This window comes from Paenibacillus terricola, from assembly GCF_014779765.1.
In the GTDB taxonomy this organism is placed as follows: domain Bacteria; phylum Bacillota; class Bacilli; order Paenibacillales; family Paenibacillaceae; genus Paenibacillus_T; species Paenibacillus_T terricola.
Genome location: NZ_JACXZA010000004.1, coordinates 565582 through 584938, shown reverse-complemented (window position 1 = coordinate 584938; position 19357 = coordinate 565582). Strand labels below are relative to the sequence as shown.

Below are 19357 nucleotides of genomic sequence, written 5' to 3'. Positions count from 1 at the left end.
TGATACGCGATCGAATATGGTGTGTCAATGGAATGACCCGTTTCCATTCAGGACAGCCTCTGCCTGCTGTACAAGCCTGCGCGTAATTGCACCACCTACGGCACCTGCTTGGCGAGTTTCCAGCTGTGACCATGGGACGCTGCCGCTTGTAGCAGCTCCCATCATTCCGAACTCGCCGGCGAATTCGGTATCAGCATCGCCTGCAAATCCTGATGGCTGAACAAGTCCGAGCTCAGCGGCAATCTCATATTTCATTTGATTGAGGGCCTCACGACATTCCGGAACAACCTTACGATTAGAGCGAGAACGACCCATAATTAGAGCACCTCCGAAGTCATAATGGATAGTTAGGAACGTGCTATTATCGTGCTCGCTTCGAGCCCTTTTGAAGCGTATAACCTTTTGTCAGCAAGGGAAGAATTAGGTGGCATTGCATAGTGTGAACAAATACACAAAGACGGCCTCCGAGGGGAGACCGCCTTATGTACATCTTTTTCCTACTATGGTGACAAAATATTATTGCAGTTGATATTGACCGCGAACGAGTACAGTCAGACCATTCTTCTGCTTCGGATCAGGCTGAACGCCTCTTCCGCCGCGAGGGAACAGAATGAGATGATTATTAGGAACGGATTTACCGCTCGTAATATCTTTGCCATCTGTTAGATCCGAAATGCCGTTGGCATCGTTGCTGTAAGCAACAGCCTTGCCTGCACGTACAACGAATTCAGCTCCGTCCTTTGCAATAAGTGTCTTGCCTGATGGCACACTGACAACGACGACTTCATTACTGTTAGCACTTAGCTGCTCTGTGATTTGTTGGGTCAGCTGCTTCGTCAATTCCTGCTTATTCTGATCCAGCAATTGTTGAACCTCATCAGCTGTCATACCGCCGCTCTGGCTTCCCAACTTCTGATCCACATAACTCTTCGTAACGACCGGATCGTCTATGGAACCAGGCGTGACGGTTACTCCATCACCACTGGCCTTGTCCGTGAATTGTGCCCCGATTAGCGCTCCGCCTCCGAGAAGGACAGCCGCCAATATCAGCTTTCTTCCTGTTTGTTTCATATCCAGTTCATTCCTCCTTCTCGTGTCTCTAGGATACTAGATTACGAGGGTGGAGGCTACTCCTATTGTGATGATTTAGTTGGGAACCAATCGAAATTGCTGCTCGCAATCAGCAATTGGTTGCCTTGGAACTCGTCATATACGTTAATTGTATATTTTTTATAGTCTGTGATTTTCGCTTGAATCGAATTCTCGTCGAAGGAAGTTAACAATGCGAGATCCTTGCCTTCTTTCAGAATCTCGTTTTGCGATCCTTCTGTTGCTGTAAAACTGTACGATTTCTTGAAAGTCAGCTTTTGGTTATCGTTGTTCACAAATTCAATAACCAGCTTGTGGTCGCCTGCAACGTAGTCGTACTCTGTCTCTCTAGCAAGCGAATAATCCAAGTTCAAGTTCATGCCGTCAACTGCAAAGCCTCCACTTGATCTGAGACTTGCACGGATGTTGTTAAACGAAATATCAAATCCGGCAATCTTAATATGCTGGAAATCGGTTTTGATTGCTGCCGGTTTCTCGCCATTCAGACGATAGGATACAATTTTGGCAATTGCGTTTTGTGCAGCCGTCTCACCGGTTCCAGCTGCTTTCGATATGGCTTGACCCAAATAGAGATCATAGTGCCCTTCGTCAAATCCGTTCGGAAGTGTCGCATACGCGGACAACAGCACTTTGCCGTTCGGAAGCACTTTATTCTTCATCGTTGCGAACGTTATTGGTACGACTTGTCCATTCAGATCAAGTAGATATCCGCCAAGATTGCTCACTGCGGCTAGACGACTTTCTTTGTTCTGAATAACGAATTCCGCGTAGAACTGGTTATTCGCCGTACCTTTGAAGATCGCATTGCGCGTAAGCTGAATGGAAGCTTTTTTGCCTGTACTATTAATCTCATAAGCTTTATCCTTGCTGATGACCGGAATCGTGCTCAGGTTCTGGCTTGTGAATTGATAAAGCACCTTCGATGTCTTATCCGTCACAGGCTCGGTTGCCACGAAAGCAATGTTGCTGACGACCGCCGTATAAGGAATTTGTGTATAAACGATCATATTGTAGGACTGGCCTGGCGCGATCGTAATCGAATCGTCTAGACCTACTACGTTATATGCATTCTCAATCTTAACGCCGTTAACGAGGAAATAACCGCTAAGGACTGGGATCTTCTTCGATACAGAAGTCGTATTGGTAATGCTTATATCAGCTACGAGCATATCCACATCTTCAAGCGGCGATCTCTGTATAGCGTTCAGGGACACACGATAATCTCCCATGGCGAATGTGCTTCCAAGACTGCCTTGTTGAATTGTTGAAGTCGTCTTGTAAGAGCCGATTACATAGCCTAGATCTTTATCTGTTCCAACCGTTCTGACGACGATTTCTGCGTCTTCTACTTTAACAGTTGTTGGAATGCTGCCCGTCAGCGTCAATGTTTTCTCAATGCCTGGCAGCAGCTTGGTGTCATCCTTCGTGAACGTAAGCGGATAATTTACGTTTTGCTTCGTCTTCAGATACACTTCAAGGTCTGGCAGCTTAATCGAGTCGGTCCCTTGGTTCAACAACGTGTAGTCAATCGAAATGCCCTTCTCGGTAGCGCCCGAATCATCCAACGATGCTTTCCCTAATGTCGTTTTGACCGACTGGCCGGAGAGGAATACGTTTCTGCTCTGACCAACAGCCGTTATTGGCGCAGCTGCCAACGCTGGAAGCAGAAACTCGCCTGCTGGAAGGTCGACCTTGTTCGCATCGTCCGTCGTCGCTACTACGAGGGAAAGCTTCTTGCCTGCTACTGTTAATGGGAGCTTAACCGTCATTGTCGAAATTTTTCTCTCATTAGGCTGCAATGTTAGCTGCGAGAGCTCCGATGCGCTTACTTTATAAACAGAATAACTAGGCGTTTGAATGTAAAAGCTATATTTGGACAAATCAATCGTTTGAAGCCCTGTATTTTCGAACAAATAATTAATCGTTAGATAAGCGCTTGTCTGATCTTTCGTAATAAACGCACCTTTGATTGCTGAGCGAAGACTCGCATTATTCACATTCATTGTCTTCGCCGCGAATGGTGCAACCTGATTGCTCTCATTGCTTGCCGCTTTAATGGTTCCAAGCTTTCTCTCATAATTCGGAGCATCGAAGTCCCATTTCACGACTTCAAATTGAAGGTCGGAAAGCTTGGTACCATTATCAACAGTTGCGTAATAGGTTATGTACTGACTTGTATTCGCTGTAATTGACGTTGTATCTTTATTGGCGCTCGCTACATTCACCTTGAACGATTTACCGTCTTTTGTTTTCACGCGCAGCGTGTAGTCACCAAGATCAATTGTTTTATTCTCATTATTCGTAATATTGACGGTAAACGCTAACACTTTTCCTTTATCCTGCATAAGGAATTGTGCGCTGCGAACTGAAATCGTAGACTTGGCACTTAAATTAACCACCTGTGAGCTTAGAGTTTTCTCAGATACTGCTGCATTTACTACTGCCTGTTCTGTCCATACTGGAGCAGCGCCTAACATCAATGCAGCCACAGCGATACTAGTTGTGCTTCTCTTAATCCATTTCTTCTTCAATGATATTCCTCCTAATCGGTTTATCAAATAGACGTAAAAAGCTTACAGATAGTTTCTCTAAATTCGAAATATCTCCCTTCTCATTATAACTTCCATTTATGAACTTTACATGAATAATTTTTCACTTTTACTACACATGAGATTTGATGTTAACTAATGCAAGGTTAAGATTTAAGAAATACTCGAAACTTTAAACACAAAAAAAACAGGTAGAAGCTTAAGCTTCTACCTGTTTTGGATAGACTACTCTACGAGTACCGTAGCCGTTGCCGAAGCACCGTTCGACGTTACATAAGTGATTGTAGCCGTACCTTTTTTAACAGCTGTTACAGTAAGACCACTGATCGAAACCGTGTCGTCTTTAGAAGTAAGGAAGCCATTTGGCGTAATAACCACACCATATTGGTCTTTAACTTCTACAGAAACAGTTGCCGTTTGGCTACCGTTTGCAGCAAGTACGAATACGGAGTATTCCGATTTGTCGAGCTTAACTGTCGTTGCAACTGGAGTAGCATCAGAAACCGTTACTTCAGTTTCTGCTACTTTGTTACCGTTCAGGTAAGCTGCGATCGTGGACTTGCCAGCTTTCAGACCCGATACGTTTGCAGCAGCCGAATTTACAGCCAGTACAGACTCATCGGAACTCGTTACGAATGCAGGTGCAGGGGATACCAGAGCAACAACTGTGCCGCCTTCCGTTTTACCGTTCAGCTCAATTGTTTTCGAGTATTTGTCACCCAATTTGTTGTCTTTGTTACCATAAACCGTACCAACCGATTTGATTTCGTACGATTTGATGTCGCTCGTTTTAACCGAAGTTACAACGATTTCGGACGATTTCAGTGCGTTTGCTGCACCTACATGGTCAGCATCGTTGTACGTAATTTGGATTTTACCTGTACCGTTTTTACCAGCCGTTGCAGTCAGTTTGCCATTAGCGTAAGTGAAGTCACCGCTAACAACGCCCACGCTGAACGTAGGGTTCAGTGCGCTGATTTCGTCGATCGTTTTAACGCGACCATAGTTGTCAACAACTTTGATTTGTTTAGCTGCAAGATCTACACTCGCGCCGCTTTCCAGCGTCGTAGCTACGTCTTTCAGACCTTGAACCGATTCAATCTTTGCTTTAGCCAGAACGTCGAAGGAGATCGTCGACGTGATAACACCGCCGATTACCGCTTGGATCGTTGCAGTGCCGTTCGTCGTGAAGTTCAGAACGAGTTCGCCTTTAGCATTGATTTTTGGATATTTAGCAGCAACCGTTTGCGTCGTGAGCAGTTGCACTTTCGACAGATCAACGTCTTTACCTGCGATCGTACCACCGAACGAATCAAGTGCTGTGAAAGGAATTACAACATCTTCACCAACTACAGCCATTCCAACAGGGTTTTGCAGTTTCAGTTCTTTCAAAGCTGATGCAGCTTCTACTTTGAACGTAGTCGTGCTGTAAGCGCCCGTTGCTGGGTTGCTTGCGGAAAGAATAACGTTACCAGCTTTTGTTGCATCAACCGTTACTACATTGTTGCTGTCTACAGTGAAGTTATCAACTGCGCCGTCGCCGCCCACGAGGAACGTGATACCGCTCAGTTTAACTTGACCGTTAGCTACAGTTGCAGTACCAGCAGCCAGTTTCAGTTCTTTACCGAATTGGTCAGTCAGTTTAACTGGAAGAACCAGACCTGTTTCACCAACCGTGATACGCGTTTTGTCTTTCTTAGGTTGAACAGCGGACAGTTCAATCTTCGTTGCCGAGCTTGCAGCCGTTACTTTGAACGATTTAGTATCGCTCAGGCCATCGTTCGTGTATGCAGAAACGATGATCGTGTCGTCTACTTTAGCAGCAGCATCAGTCGAAAGGTTTACTTTGCTCGATGCTACGCTAGTCGTAAAGCCACCCGTTACCAGGTCTTTACCTTGCGTGGAGTTGTAAACGTTTTTGTTTACTGTTTGACCAACGGAAGTTTCTTCGCCGAATTGGTTAAACTTCTTGATGCCCAGATCTTGGCCATCAGCTTTTTGCAGGGATTCAGTCGTGATGCTTACTTTCGTTGCTTTTTCTGCTTCAGCTTTAACCGTTACAGCTTCAGCATCGCCAGCTTTGATTGTGAGGTCGCCTGCAGGCAGGTAACCAGCTTCGAGAACAACCGATTTCAGGTTTTCTGCGAAAGTTTTCGTTACTGCAACTGTCGTCGACAGGTATTTAACTTCGATCGCCAGATCTTTCGTTACTGCTTTGTTGAATTCGAGCGTGATTTTCTTAGCGCCTGTTTGCGTAGCTTTTGCTACTTTCAGACCTTCGAGCGTCACTTCAACTTCATACGTTTTGCCGTTGTACTCAACGGATACTTTAGTCGCTTTACCGATCTCAAGAGCCGTGTCAAGCGTTTTCGTTACTTTTTTGTCATCGGAGAACGTTACTTCTACCGTTTTAGCATCAGTTGCTACTGCGGATTTAACTGTTACTACTTCGCCGCCTACAACTTCGTAGATAGCGTCAACAAGTTGACCGCGCGTTGCAGCTGCTTTGTAGTTCGTGAAAGTAGGAATGATTTTTGCATCAAGTGCTGCTTGCACATAACCTGCTGCCCAAGCGCTTGCGCCTGTAACAGTTGCGCCTTCAACCTCTTCAAGGCCGAGACCCAGAACAAGCGTTTTAGCGAGTTCTTCGATCGTTACGTTGCCGTTAGGATCGAATTTGTTGTTGCCTTTACCTTGCATCAGTTCAGCAGCCGTTACAGCACCGATGAATGGCTTAGCCCAGTGCGAAGCGGATACGTCGCTGTACTTAGAAGCTGCTGCGTTCTCATCCAGGTTAAGGCCCAATGCGAGAACTTTAGCAAATTGTGCGCGAGTCATGTTTTGGTCAAGACCTGCGTCACCATTTGGGAAACCAGTGAAAATACCGAGATCTTTCAGTGCGTTGAATTTATCATTTTGTGTTGGTGCCGCTTTATCAGCCGCGAATGCTACCGATGCGAACATCGAGAACACCATGGTGATAGCTACGAGCAGAGACAAACTTTTCTTCATAACCTTTTTTTCTCCTCCTCTAAATTGCTTCGGTTGTTGAGAGTGTTGAGTGGATAGTGAATTGCTCGTTTCCCTCATCGCCGATTCACCCCCTTTCCAGAGTTGAGCAGTAATTGGATATAAATGATGTCTGCAATCATGTTAAACCCATTATGTAAAAACATGTCGCAGAAACTTGTAAACACATGAAGAAAATTCTGGTAGAGAAGCTAGGCCACTATAACATTATACAGTAGACTACCTGTAGCGTAAAGAGGTCGATAAGAATAAGTATCGCTTCTATCAGAGAATTAAGTAGCTTGTGTTTCTTCGTTCTTATCGTTAGACGCAGCAGGAAATGAAAAGTTGCGGTATAGCTAAAACTTTTTCTTCCTTTGGTTAATTCTTTTTGTTCTAGACATTCGTTCCCTCTCAGGAACTTCTTAAGTATAGCTTGTAAGGACGAATAACGTCGATGCTAAAGTTTTACCAAGAATCTATGAATCGGTTCGTGTCGAAATCTATCAGCTGGTCGACAATATAAGAGCGGCGCTTGCATCATAGCAAGCACCGCCTCGTCTCGCCTATTTAGTTCAACTTCGGAAGTTTCTTCAAATCAATGAGCATTTTGCCTACGATAATCGCTGCGTCGGAGCGAAGCAGATTCGAACGCGGCTCGAAAACATTGCCTTTCTTCGGATCCTTCGGATCGACAGGAGCGCCTACAATGTAGCCCTTCTTAGCAATGGCAGATACCGACGCTTTCGCATAGTAGTTGATATCGCCGTGATCCTTGAATTGTTTCTCCAACGCCTTGCTGATCTTCGTTGGATCTGTATCCAGCTTCAATTCAAGCGCCCTTGCCAGAATAACAGCCGCTTCTTCGCGAGTCAGGTTGCCGCTTGGATCGAAAGTACGAGGCTGCGTACCGCGGATAATACCCGCGCGAGCTGCCGTCTCAATGTAACGGTAATCCCAGATCGCATCTGCATTGACGATGACCGGCACATCGTCGAACGACGGGTTGCCCATCTCGTAATTAAGCGGAAGATCAAGTGCCTTGACGATCATGCGGGCGAACTCGCCGCGCGTCGTATACATATCAGCACCGAAATCATCATAGCCTACCGGATTAGAAATACCTTTGGAGAAGATCGCCTCCATGTAGTTACGTGCGTATGGATGACCCGTAATATCGCTGAACGAGTAAACCATCTTACCAACTACATAATAGCCAAACTTCGTGAATGGAACGGTGATCGTATTCTTCTTGTTATCTACGACACCGCCGACATTCTCCCAGTACTTATTCTGATTGTCATAACGGTACACCGTTATGAGCGTTCCGATCGCATCCTTCATATTCTTGTCGAACGACAACGTCAGTTGGCCTGACTTCGAAGCAATCAATTCACGATCGCTCGCGCGATCGTTATACGAAGGAACTCCGCTGTTCGGGAATTGATAAGGCTCAACGCCATTAGTAAGCGGATCATAAGTTGCCTTGGTCGTCGTATCATCGGCCAGACCAGCATCGATCCAGTAAACTGGCGAAGCTTTCGAGAAGCGCGATGGGAACGAGAACTTGAACTGTTCACCGTTGGACGTGATCACTTTGTCAAAGTCGGCCGGCCATCCATCGAATTCATGGCGGTCAACAACGCCGTCCTCAGAGTTTGCGATCGAATACAACACCTTGTGGTTCGTAAAGACTTGGTTCTTGAACTCTGCCGGCACGTTATAGTCGCGACGGATGAGCGTTGTGCCTTTCGGGAACGTCAGCGACAGCGCCCCGTCGAATACCTTCTGAGATGCAGCCATTGTTTTCATGAATTGAGCGCCTGGGATATTCGTAGGTGCGTACGTAATATCGATCGAACCAGTCGTTTTATCATTAGCGCTCGTAATCGTGAACTTGATCGTATTCTTACCGACCTTCAGGTCAGTAATCGTTGCGCGATAAGCATCGTAATAATCAATCGTGCCGTCGTAGTCAGCATCAAACTGCGTCTTCACGGCATTCTCTTTGTTGATGACAACCGTTTGAGCACCTTTTGCGTTGATGATAACTTCAACGAAGTTTTGATTCACAATGCTCTTGGCTGGCAGAATCGGACGTACAATATCATATGGCAGCGCAGTCGGGTCAACTTCCATCCGGTAGCTGGCCTTAGGACCGTATATGCCGCTGTTATAAACGAAGAAGTTATACACGCTGGAGCTGCCATCGCTGTTCAGATCCTGATCCTTCAGAATGAAGGAGAACGTCTGTTTCGCAATGTCATAGCGTACAACGAGCAAGCCTGAGATTCCTACTTTTTTGGGATCGTAAATCGATTTAACCGTCGGATCTTCACTGCTATAAACAGAGAATGGCATGGTTAGATCCCATGTATATTCTTTATCCGAGGATGAGCTCTTAATTTTGAGAATGTAGTCTTCTGGATTCGCCGGCATACTGCCCGAGATGCTGCCATCGTTAGCTAGTTTACCCAAATCGATAAAGTCGAACGTACCGAAAATATTCATCTTCGACTTAGACGTCGTATAAATCGACCCGGACATCGGGAAGTTCGGATCGTTAGGCGTCGGGATGATATCAGCATCGTTAATCGTCGGCGCGTACGTGAATGGGAACACCCCTGCCGAACCCTCTACTGGAATGACCGGCAGGTTAGTCGGAACGATATTCAGCTTGACCGAGCGCTCGTAGAAGGTCTGCGTACCTTGGAATACGAATCGAATCGTGTTCTCGCCGTTGAACATGACCGCAAACACATCATCAAGCTTTACGGTGCTATCAAGCACAAAGTCTGTGTCATGAACGTCTGCCGAATCCTGCGGCATAAGTGGGAACGCAACGTTATTCACATAGAAGTAAATCGATTGTGCGCCCGTTATTTTGCCATTGGTCTTCTGCGGAACATAACGAATTTCTTCCGTATTGTTCACGTTCTGAATTGTACCTGCGAACAGGCCAAGCTCTGTCTTTATTATATCTGTGGCAGCGGTCGGTGATGTTGTGTCGTTCTTAACAATCATCGAATCGAACAGCTTCGTATAACTTACATACGGTCCGAACAGCATCGTAACCGTAACATCGTAGGAATTATAGGTCGCCGGCTTGGTCGGGTCGCTCGTTGAGCTTAGCGCTTGGAATCTGATCGTCTGCTTGCCTTCGAACGGCAGCTTGGTCACTTCCATAATAATACGGCGATAAGTGCCCGTCTTGCCGTTGATCGATAGCAGTTCATCCGACTGGCTCAACACCTTAATCTTATAGGCGTTAGAAGATTTGCCGGCTGCATTCGTAATGTTCTCGATTCCAAGCCCGGTATTCAGGAAGTCGCCTGTACTCTTCGAAGAATCAAGATTTCCTGGGTTGCCGACTAGAACCTCGATACCGATTGGCATGCCATACAGGCTCTTGCCATCCAACGGGTCACCTGTTAGGCCCAGGTAATTGTTCGGCTGATATCCCGGCAAATAGTTCACTTGCTCAATGAATGGCGTATTCGCGTCAAGCAGCGTGAAGTACAGTGCACTGTTGCCTTCAACCGTTGGGGTCGTGCCATTCGCAATGTTTTGTTCATTATTCGCTTGAATGCGCACATTGTATCGTTTGTTGTACGCTAAGTTGTTACCGCCGTTTGCGCCGTCGACAGCGAAGGAGAACTCATAGACGAAGAAAGCATCTGTATCGCTATAAGGTTGAACAGCCGCAGAAGTAATCTTTGCATTATCGAAAGTTTCTTTCGCTGCCGTTACACCAACTTCGTATAATTCCGCTTTCAGCGAATCCAATTCAAGCTTTGGATCCGGATGAGGTACATTCGCCGGATCCGAAGTTTTCTTGCCATAATAGTTCGGCACGATAACTTTACCGGTAATCTCCAAGCCAGACTTAGAAGTAATTAAATTCGGATTATATTCAAGCGAAGCACTATTGCCTTTATCATCCGAAAGCGTCATATCGTAGAACGTTACCGCACCATTGTAGAAGGCAACCTCACGCGTCGTCTCGATGGTTTGAGTACCGTTGCTTACTTTGATTTTGACAAGGTTCTTGCCTTTGAGGACGTTGACCGGCGATGCAACGAATGTATAGCCGTTCGTGCTGTTCACGCTGAACGTACGGCTGCTGCCATTCACTTCGACCGTTACGCTCTGTGCGTTAGGCGCTTTACCGGTAATCGAAATGTCCGTTTGGGATTTGCCCTTGGTAGCGGTCGAGTGAACGACCGTTGTGCTATTCTCGTTCATCGGGAAGTTATTGCCGTATAAGGATGCTTGCAGATCGTACAGCGTAGGACCATCATGATAGTCGATATAGATCGAGTTCTCGACAAGTCCGCCGCCCTTCGTACCTTGGAACGTGATCTTGTTAAGACCGGAGAACAACTGAACGTTGAACACTTGAATCGAACTGCCATTCAAATAAACGCCGCTCGTCAAGCCTTCACGTTGGGAGCCGGTTTTCTCTTTCGAAGGATCTTTTACGTCATAGTCGACGATCTGATACACGCTGTAGGAGATGGTCGACGGGTTTACGCCATTGATCGTACCATTGATCGTCACCATTCCGCTCGACGTGATTCTTGCTTTATCAGGCTGATCGAACTCACTAGGAAAAGCAAAGTTGCCCGAAGTCGCGGCGATGACGCGCTCGCTTCCGGTCAGCTGCAGCATGCCGATCAAGAGCGACAGTACAACGAACCAAATACTACATTTCTTAACCACAATAAGCCTCCTCCATTACCTCAAGTCTCGCTAGATACATGTACTTAAATGTATCGGAGGGGCGCGCTGAAAAGTTTAGGCTGAACGACCAATTCGTTCATTTCTAATCTGAGCGTTCTGTACCAAACAATAAAAAAGCCCCGATCTCTTGAGGAGGTCGGAGCATGAATGATTGCTAATAATGGTTACTTCGAACGCGATTCTGCATGTGTCTTCAGACGATTACGTAACAACAGGTCCAATATTGGACGTTTCGATTTGTCGACAATCCCGATCAGTTCGGCTCCAATCTGCAAGCAGAAGGTCAGAACGCAGATGACGACGAAAGTAATCCAGTTCGCGGCGTGCGATTGCGTGAGCGTCGACTGCAGGATTGCACAGCCGCCGAAGAATGCCGCAATCCCCCAAATGATCAATACCGTGTTGCGATGGCCGAAGCCAAGCTCTTGAAGGCAATGGTGAAGATGTCCTTTGTCCGGAGCAAAGATCGGCTTCTTGCTGCGCCAGCGGCGAATGATCGCGAAGAACGTGTCCGACAGCGGTACGCCGATAATGAGCAACGGCGTTACGAACGAGACGATCGTTACCTGCTTGAAGCCAAGCATGGACAGCGTTGCTAGGCAGAAGCCTAGGAACAAGGCGCCAGAGTCCCCCATGAAGATCTTCGCCGGGTGGAAGTTATAAACCAGGAAGCCTATAACGCCGCCGAGCAAAATCGTGCAGAGCAGAATGACTGGCACGAAGCCCATAATCGCAGCCATCGTCAGAATCGTTGCAATGGCGATGCCGGACACGCCAGCTGCCAGACCATCCAATCCGTCGATAAGGTTAATCGCATTCGTAACCCCTACGATCCAGAAGATCGTCAGCGGAATGCTTACCCAAGAAGCAATCGGCTGCATCGCATCGCCGAACGGAATGTTCAGCAGATCGATCTTAACGCCGAAGCCGAAGACAACGACGCAGGCTGCAGCGATTTGCCCGAGAAGCTTCACTTTAGCCGATAACTCGAAGCGATCGTCAAGGCCGCCAACGATGACGATAATCGATCCACCGACTAGGATAGCCCGGATCATATTAAGGTCATAGTGACGAAGCGTGCCTTCCGGAACGAAAGGCAATGCGATCAGAACAGCGCCGACAAACGCAATATAAATAGCTAGCCCGCCTAGACGCGGCATTATTCGTGTATGCACTTTGCGGTAATTCGGTTTGTCAATGGCACCAACAGCAAACGCAAACCGCTTGACTAATGGTGTCATTATGAGCGCAAGGATCAAAGCGATTGCAAATGAGATGCCGTAGAGAATACCCACAGGTGTACCCAACTCCTCTTATTTTCTACCGCATTGATTATACTCCGCGTGAAAAACTTTCGCCATCCTCGTTTTTTGCCGAAATAACCGATTTTCACGAGTTTTGGACGACTAAGGACGTGCTTTTGTCACCTTTTCTTTCTCTCGAACAACTTTGATCACAAATTTAGGCAAAACGAGCATTCTCTTATACCGATAAGGCTCTTGCAGAAGGCGGTAGAACCATTCTAACCGCAGTTTCTGGAACAGCTTCGGCGCCCGTTTCAGCTTGCCTGCAATGATGTCAAAGCTGCCTCCAACACCCATAATGACAGGGACGCCAAGCTCCGCCTTATAACGTGCAATCCAGGGCTCTTGCGTCGTTGCCGAACGTGCCACGAACAAAATGTCCGGTTTGGCTTTTTGAATTTCGGCCACAACCTCCGCATCCTGCTCGGGTCCGAAATAGCCATTTCGAACGCCAACAATGCGTGTGCCCGGATATTGCTGCTTCAAATTCGCCGCCGCTTGATCAATCGTCTGCTGATCGGTGCCAAGCAGGTATACGCCCCATCCTCTGGACTCGCCCAGCGCCATCAGGCGGTGCAAAATATCAAAGCCCGGCACACGTTCCGCCACAGGCTGACCTACATAGCCTGCGGCCCATACAACGCCAGTTCCATCCGGTACGATGAGCTCGGCCGTACGCATCATGCTGTAATAAGACGAATCTTCCAGCGCTGACATGATCATTATCGGATTTGCCGTAATGACATGCATCGTCTTGCGGTTGTCAATTGCACTAGTCAGCGTCGCGATCGTCTCGTCCATGCCCATTTTGCTGAATGGCAGACCATAAATCGATACGGTCGGAATCTGTTTCAGTGAATGTGCTGTCTCTATATTGTTCGTTACAGTCGTCGTCATTGCGTCGTTCACCTTTTCGTAATTTAACTCAGCAGCGCTGCAATTTGCTGTGCCGGACGCTGCGCCTCGCGCTTCAACCGATCAATTGCTTCTCCGTGCCGTGTGCGCCACCCGTCCAGATCGTTAAGCAGCGCATCTGCGCCGGAAGCGAACTGCTCCGGATCGAGCTGTTCGGTCGTTCCGACTGCGGTTAGCCCCAATCGATTAAGGAACTGATCGATCTTCGGATCGTAAGACAAACCGATCAGCGGAATCCGCTGATTGGCAGCGTAGATCAGCGCATGCAGACGCATGCCGAACATCATGTCGCAGCGGCTGACTTCCAGCAGCATCTGCTGCGGATCATCGCTTGGCGCTGCAAGCTCTGCAACACTGCTGCCAATGCCAATCGCCTTCAGCCGATCCATGACGACCTGCGATGTAACAGCATCGTCAGGCGTATGGAACGGCAGGAAGCGGAAACGAACGGCGCGGCGGGATGCCAATGCCGCAAGCGCAGCAGCCGCACGCTCCAGATCCGCGCCATCCTTGCGCCAATGGCGTAAGGATACACCGATGATCGGCATATCATTAGCTGCAGCCGCTAATGACAGGTCAGCGCCTTCCGGAAGCGGCAATCCCATTACCGGGTCAGGAACGACCTCGATCCGCTCTTGAGCGACGCCAATTCGACCGAGCAGCGCTGCTGATTCCGCGTCACGAACAGATACATATTTGCTCTTGTTCATGACGCGGCGAATAGGTGCGAACAACCATCCGCGATTGACTGGACCAACGCCTTGCGAATAAATAAAAGTCGGTTTGCCGAGCATCTGCGCCAGCGTAAGAACGCCCGTATAATACGGAATCGTCTTCCATCCTGTCGCATCCTGCAGAAGGCTGCCGCCGCCGCTGATAAGTCCATCGCAGCGACGGATCTCGCGAAGCAGTACGGATGGGCTCATCCGTGGAACTGCCTCACAACCGTACATCTTCGTAGTCCATGCTGGATCGGCAGAGAGCACAACAGGCTCGAATGTAACGCCCTGCGCTTCGCCTTCCGCATGCAGCGCATTCAGAATCGACTTCAGAACCGCCTCATCGCCGCTGTTATTGAAACCATAGTATCCAGAAACGATTACCCGACGGACTTGACGATTGCTGGTCTTACCCATCTGCGCCATACCCCTTCCCCAAGCTGCCACACTGCGATGAGTACGCAGCCAATAGCTGCTCCGATGCAGAGGCCGAGCAGATCGCGAATCAACGAAATTTGCAACGGCGTATGAATATGAGCAAATGTATCCACCATCGACAATTGGCCAATGGAGCCTACAACTACCAATACCCATGCTGCGCGATAACGAAGCGATAAGAACAATCCGAGCAGCAGAAGTGGGTGCGCAAGTGCAAACTCTTTAAACCGCGGGCGAACGCCAAATGTCGTTTCCAGCGTATTGCGCATCATCATCTCTAGCGAAGAAGCTTGTCCTTCATTGCCCGTTCTCGACAAATAATACAAACCAACTATGCCCAATATCGCAGCTGCGATAATCCAAAATACAGTGATCTGGATCGACAACAGCTTGCGAAGATTCTCAAGCACCGAAGAGCCCATATACAGGAACAGATACAGCGCTACGAGGAAAATCGGCGCGAGGTGCAGCAGGCTGACCCCGCGGAATTGCTCCAGCAGCAAACTGTACGTAATGTTGTTCAACAAGCCGAATACGAAGGGAATGCCTAGCATCGAGATCAAGCTAGCGAAGACAAAGAGTGTAATCGCATTGCCGAAGCGCTGCCCCGCTGGCAAACCAGTGAAAATCCATTTGATGCGACCTACTGCAAACACATCGCCAAGCAGCGAAGTCCACTTGCCATTCTCTCCACGATTGCCCGTTGGAGCATTCGATTGCGGACGGTTATTGGAGCCCCAGTCGCCGCCTACATTGCGACGGGTCCCTTCCGTCCGTCTGCGGATGACGTTTAGCACCCAGATCAGCGATAGCGTCGGAGCGCTGATCGCAGCGCCCAACGCCAACCCCTGTTCAAGCGTCTGCTTGGACAGGACATACAGCCCTCCGCTGCCAACAAGGCCAAGAAGGAATGCCGGAATCGTAAGCCAGTTAGCGAATGCGCCAATCAGCAGCGCGATCAGGCTGACAGCGCCAAGACATACAATGGCTTTGGCCGCTTTCGCCCAGCTAGCTGTCTTCACATCGAATGGTTCTGCTGGACCAGGAGGGAATCCGAAGTCTTTAAGCTTCTGGATGGCGCCATCCGGACCTTGAAGCGCAGAAGCAAGCTTGTCCAGCGGATCTACGACGCCGCCCTTATCCAGGCTTCGGCTTGCACCGGCATTGAGATAGAACATGCGAATGTTACGATCTTTAGCAGCGAGCAAGAACCGGTCTTTCAGCGTCTCTGGCGAAATCGTAGTCGATAGTGTGCTCGCAATCGAATGCAGCCTTACGACATTATAGTCCGTCAAATAAGCAAGCGTATTAAATCCGCTCTGCGGCGCTTTCAGCCCCTCTATCGCCGCAATACCAATGCCCTCTTCTTTAAGAAGATTCGCGAACGAGTTCAAGCTGTGCAGTTCTGCATTGTCGGTGAACCCTTTCACCGCGGAGCCATCGAACAGGATACGGTCTACGCCGTAGCTCTTGAACTGCTGCAGCTGCGCTCGCGCCTCATCCTCGTTGTAAGGAAGTATCCGATCCGAGATGCGAGGAAGAATACGGAAACCAGCTGCATGGATACGATCCATGGCAAGCGGGTCTGGGTTCATCGAGATGAGCGATGCTGTTTCGATCGGTGCACTGATTTGAAGTCCCGTACGGCCATCCATTGCCCACGGCGCAACACTGATGCCTGCGCGTTCAAAGGAAGCAGTGATAAGCGGCTTCAATACCTGTGCTTCTTCATTTCCTGCGAATAGGACGTACGTTTCATTCAATCCCAGGTTAGCCGCTTTGCCTTGAAGCAAAGCGAGCTGAGACTGATTATAGACGGTCAGTCGCTTCGCAGTAACCAGATCGTCCAGCGTCGTCTCGAAGACGGCCATCGTCGTCACGCCAGCTTCTTTCATTTGCTGCAATTGTTTATCAATGAATGCTGACGGATTATATTGATACGAAGCGACCAGCTCGATATCTCTATAATTCATTACATATTCGATCTGCTTAGACGTTCCCTCCATCTGCCACCGCTGCATGCCAAGCGGCAATGCAGCGATTACGCCGATAAGGGTAAGCGTCCAGAGCACGGCTCTAAACTTACGATTCCAAAGCTGCCATTGAAGCACTGATGTTCTCTCCTTATGCTAGTTGATCGACTCGCTCCATGACAGCGGTCGTTAGACGCTCAAGATTCGCTGATGCCTCATCAGGAGACTGACCGCGAACGGCAAAATAGATTTTGATCTTCGGTTCCGTTCCTGAAGGACGCAAGCAGAACCAGGAGCCATCAGAGAGCAGGAACTTCAACACGTTCTCAGCCGGAAGTCCATCCAATCCTTTACTGTAGTCGAGGACGCTGTCGACGTTTGTGCCAGCGATCTCAGATGGCGGGCTCGTACGCCAGTTGTCCATAATAGCGCCGATCTTCTGAACGCCATCCAAGCCTTTGAGCGTACGTGATTGCAAGCCTTCGAGATAAGTACCATACTGAGCGTACAGCTCGAGCAGCACATCGTACAGCGTCTTGCCTTGGCTCTTATAGTATGCCGCAGCTTCACAGATCAACAAGGAAGCTACTACCGCATCTTTATCACGCGCATATGTGCCTGTCAGATAGCCGTAGCTCTCCTCATAGCCGAACAGGAATGTCCGCTCGCCCGTTTCTTGGTACTGCGTCATTTTCTCGCCGATATACTTGAAGCCTGTCAATGTGTTCGTTACATCCGCGCCGAATGAACGCGCAATATCCGCACCCATCTCACTCGTTACAATCGTCTTCACGACAATACCGTTGGATGGCAATGTGCCTTTCTCGCGCAGTTGACTGAGCAGGTAGTAGACCATGATCGCACCAGATTGGTTACCGGTCAGCACAACGTATTCGCCATTCGTGTTACGGACAACAGCACCCATACGGTCCGCATCAGGGTCCGTACCGATAATAATGTCTGCATCAACATCCTTCGCAAGCGCAATCGCCTTCGTGAATGCTTCGCGCTCCTCCGGGTTCGGCGATTTCACCGTGCTGAAATAGCCGTCTGGCTGCTCCTGCTCTGGTACGACATGCACGTTGCTGAAACCAGCCTTCGCAAGTACGCCGCGCACTGGCAAATTACCCGAACCATGAAGCGGAGTGAACACGACCGATACACGCTCGCCAAGACCGTTCTTCAGCAGGTCTGGATTGACACTGCGTGCTGCAACCGTCTCAATAAACTGCTCATCCGCGTCTTCGCCAAGCCAGCGCAGCAGCCCTTGCGCTTCCGCTTCTTCACGCGTAATTGTCCGGACTTGATCAAAGCTCGTTACCTGCTTAATGCGTCCAATCGCCTGCTCTGCTTCATGCGGTACAAGCTGGCAACCATCTTTGTTATACGCTTTGTAGCCGTTATATTCAGGCGGGTTATGGCTTGCTGTAATCACAATGCCAGCTGTAGCTTTCAGCGCGCGGACCGCGAACGACAATTGAGGTGTAGGACGAAGGGACGGGAACAAATACGTCGTAATGCCATTCGCTGCAAGTACAAGTGCTGCATCAAGCGTAAACTCAGGCGAATTGTTGCGAGAATCGTGGGCTATCACGACAGACGGAGCTTCTGGGTTCGATGACAGAATCCAATCCGCAAGCCCCTGCGTCGCTTTGCCTACTGTATAAGCATTCATCCGATTCGTACCTGCACCCATAACACCGCGGAGTCCGCCTGTGCCAAACTCCAGATCGCGATAGAATCGGTCGACAATTTCCGTTTCATTGCCTGCAATGGCGCGAAGCTCATTCTTCGTCTCCTCGCCAATCGATGGGTCGTTAAGCCATTCCTCATACTTTGCTACTGCTGCTGCATTAACCGACATTTACAAACCATTCCTCTCTCCCAATGTTCGCCTATGGCGCCGACTTTGCGTCGTTCTCTATATAGTTACTCTTGCTAGAACAATTATTAACTGCTGCCGGATAATCAATCTTCCTCCATTAGGATGGATCGGATAGAGCGAACATAATACCGCCCTCGGCAACAACTTTGTCATCAACCTTCGCAACCGCATGTCCTTTACCGATCTTACCCTTAAGACGGGTAATCTCAACCTCAAGACGCAGCGTATCGCCCGGCGTCACTTGTCCGCGGAAACGGAATTCGTCGATGCCTGCGAAAAAGGCGAGTCTGCCGCGGTTTTCTTCCATTTTGAGAATGGCAACCGCACCGACTTGCGCCAATGCTTCCACGATCAACACACCCGGCATAACCGGATAGCCTGGGAAGTGACCTGCGAAGAACGGCTCGTTCATCGTTACATTCTTGATGCCGACTGCACGAACGCCTTCCTCCAATTCAAGAACGCGGTCTACGAGCAGAAAAGGCTGACGATGAGGAATAATCTGTTGAATTTCATTAATATCTAGCATGTATGTACCTCCAATTTTTAAAATAAACCCTAGAACAGAGCATAATTCAGCCAATCTGTGGCAACCTAATCTTATCCTGCGCGGAAACTGCAGTTCGCGAAGGTTAAGATAAGGGGGCTCGTCTGTTGTTGGCCAGAAGCGCCAGAGCAGACGAGCTTCTTTGTATGCATATGCGTATTCGCA

At 48.7% G+C, this 19357-nt stretch carries 11 protein-coding genes; all 11 read right to left on the bottom strand.

Annotation, left to right across the window (positions count from 1 at the left end; all coding sequences use genetic code 11):
- Positions 1-24 precede the first annotated feature (24 nt).
- Positions 25-315 (bottom strand): alpha/beta-type small acid-soluble spore protein, encoded by a 291-nt coding sequence (locus tag H8B09_RS18805; RefSeq protein WP_191205073.1) that lies wholly within the window; start codon positions 313-315, stop codon positions 25-27.
- A 201-nt stretch (positions 316-516) separates the two neighbouring features.
- Positions 517-1071 (bottom strand): hypothetical protein, encoded by a 555-nt coding sequence (locus H8B09_RS18800; RefSeq protein ID WP_191205072.1) that lies wholly within the window; start codon positions 1069-1071, stop codon positions 517-519.
- A gap of 62 nt (positions 1072-1133) precedes the next feature.
- Positions 1134-3641: a hypothetical protein gene (locus H8B09_RS18795; RefSeq protein WP_191205071.1), complete on the bottom strand. Its 2508-nt coding sequence runs from the start codon at positions 3639-3641 to the stop codon at positions 1134-1136.
- A 243-nt stretch (positions 3642-3884) separates the two neighbouring features.
- The gene (locus tag H8B09_RS18790; RefSeq protein ID WP_191205070.1) at positions 3885-6671 is read right to left on the bottom strand and encodes an S-layer homology domain-containing protein; all 2787 of its coding nucleotides are present in this window, start codon (positions 6669-6671) and stop codon (positions 3885-3887) included.
- 567 nt (positions 6672-7238) lie between these two features.
- Entirely contained in the window at positions 7239-11390 is a 4152-nt protein-coding gene (locus tag H8B09_RS31055) for an S-layer homology domain-containing protein (RefSeq protein ID WP_191205069.1), read from the bottom strand.
- Between the two features lie 185 nt (positions 11391-11575).
- A complete protein-coding gene (locus H8B09_RS18780) occupies positions 11576-12706 on the bottom strand; it encodes a glycosyltransferase family 4 protein (RefSeq protein ID WP_191205180.1) in 1131 nt (376 codons plus the stop codon).
- Positions 12707-12817: 111 nt separating this feature from the next.
- Entirely contained in the window at positions 12818-13612 is a 795-nt protein-coding gene (locus H8B09_RS18775) for a WecB/TagA/CpsF family glycosyltransferase (protein ID WP_191205068.1), read from the bottom strand.
- Positions 13613-13635: 23 nt separating this feature from the next.
- The gene (gene csaB, locus H8B09_RS18770; protein ID WP_191205067.1) at positions 13636-14766 is read right to left on the bottom strand and encodes a polysaccharide pyruvyl transferase CsaB; all 1131 of its coding nucleotides are present in this window, start codon (positions 14764-14766) and stop codon (positions 13636-13638) included.
- Entirely contained in the window at positions 14730-16898 is a 2169-nt protein-coding gene (locus tag H8B09_RS18765) for a DUF5693 family protein (RefSeq protein WP_191205066.1), read from the bottom strand. Before H8B09_RS18765 ends, csaB begins: the two co-directional genes overlap by 37 nt.
- A 13-nt stretch (positions 16899-16911) precedes the next feature.
- Positions 16912-18624 carry a phospho-sugar mutase gene (locus H8B09_RS18760; RefSeq protein WP_191205065.1) on the bottom strand — a complete coding sequence of 571 codons (1713 nt, stop codon included), beginning with the start codon at positions 18622-18624 and terminating at the stop codon, positions 16912-16914.
- A gap of 118 nt (positions 18625-18742) precedes the next feature.
- Entirely contained in the window at positions 18743-19174 is a 432-nt protein-coding gene (fabZ, locus tag H8B09_RS18755; protein WP_191205064.1) for a 3-hydroxyacyl-ACP dehydratase FabZ, read from the bottom strand.
- Positions 19175-19357 lie beyond the last annotated feature (183 nt).

Bases quoted from the DNA above. Each gene is read 5' to 3' on its own strand.
- H8B09_RS18805 (WP_191205073.1), bottom strand. From the start codon at position 315: ATGGGTCGTTCTCGCTCTAATCGTAAGGTTGTTCCGGAATGTCGTGAG.
- H8B09_RS18800 (WP_191205072.1), bottom strand. From the start codon at position 1,071: ATGAAACAAACAGGAAGAAAGCTGATATTGGCGGCTGTCCTTCTCGGA.
- H8B09_RS18790 (WP_191205070.1), bottom strand. From the start codon at position 6,671: ATGAAGAAAAGTTTGTCTCTGCTCGTAGCTATCACCATGGTGTTCTCG.
- H8B09_RS18760 (WP_191205065.1), bottom strand. From the start codon at position 18,624: ATGTCGGTTAATGCAGCAGCAGTAGCAAAGTATGAGGAATGGCTTAAC.
- fabZ (WP_191205064.1), bottom strand. From the start codon at position 19,174: ATGCTAGATATTAATGAAATTCAACAGATTATTCCTCATCGTCAGCCT.
- H8B09_RS18775 (WP_191205068.1), bottom strand. From the start codon at position 13,612: ATGACGACGACTGTAACGAACAATATAGAGACAGCACATTCACTGAAA.
- csaB (WP_191205067.1), bottom strand. From the start codon at position 14,766: ATGGGTAAGACCAGCAATCGTCAAGTCCGTCGGGTAATCGTTTCTGGA.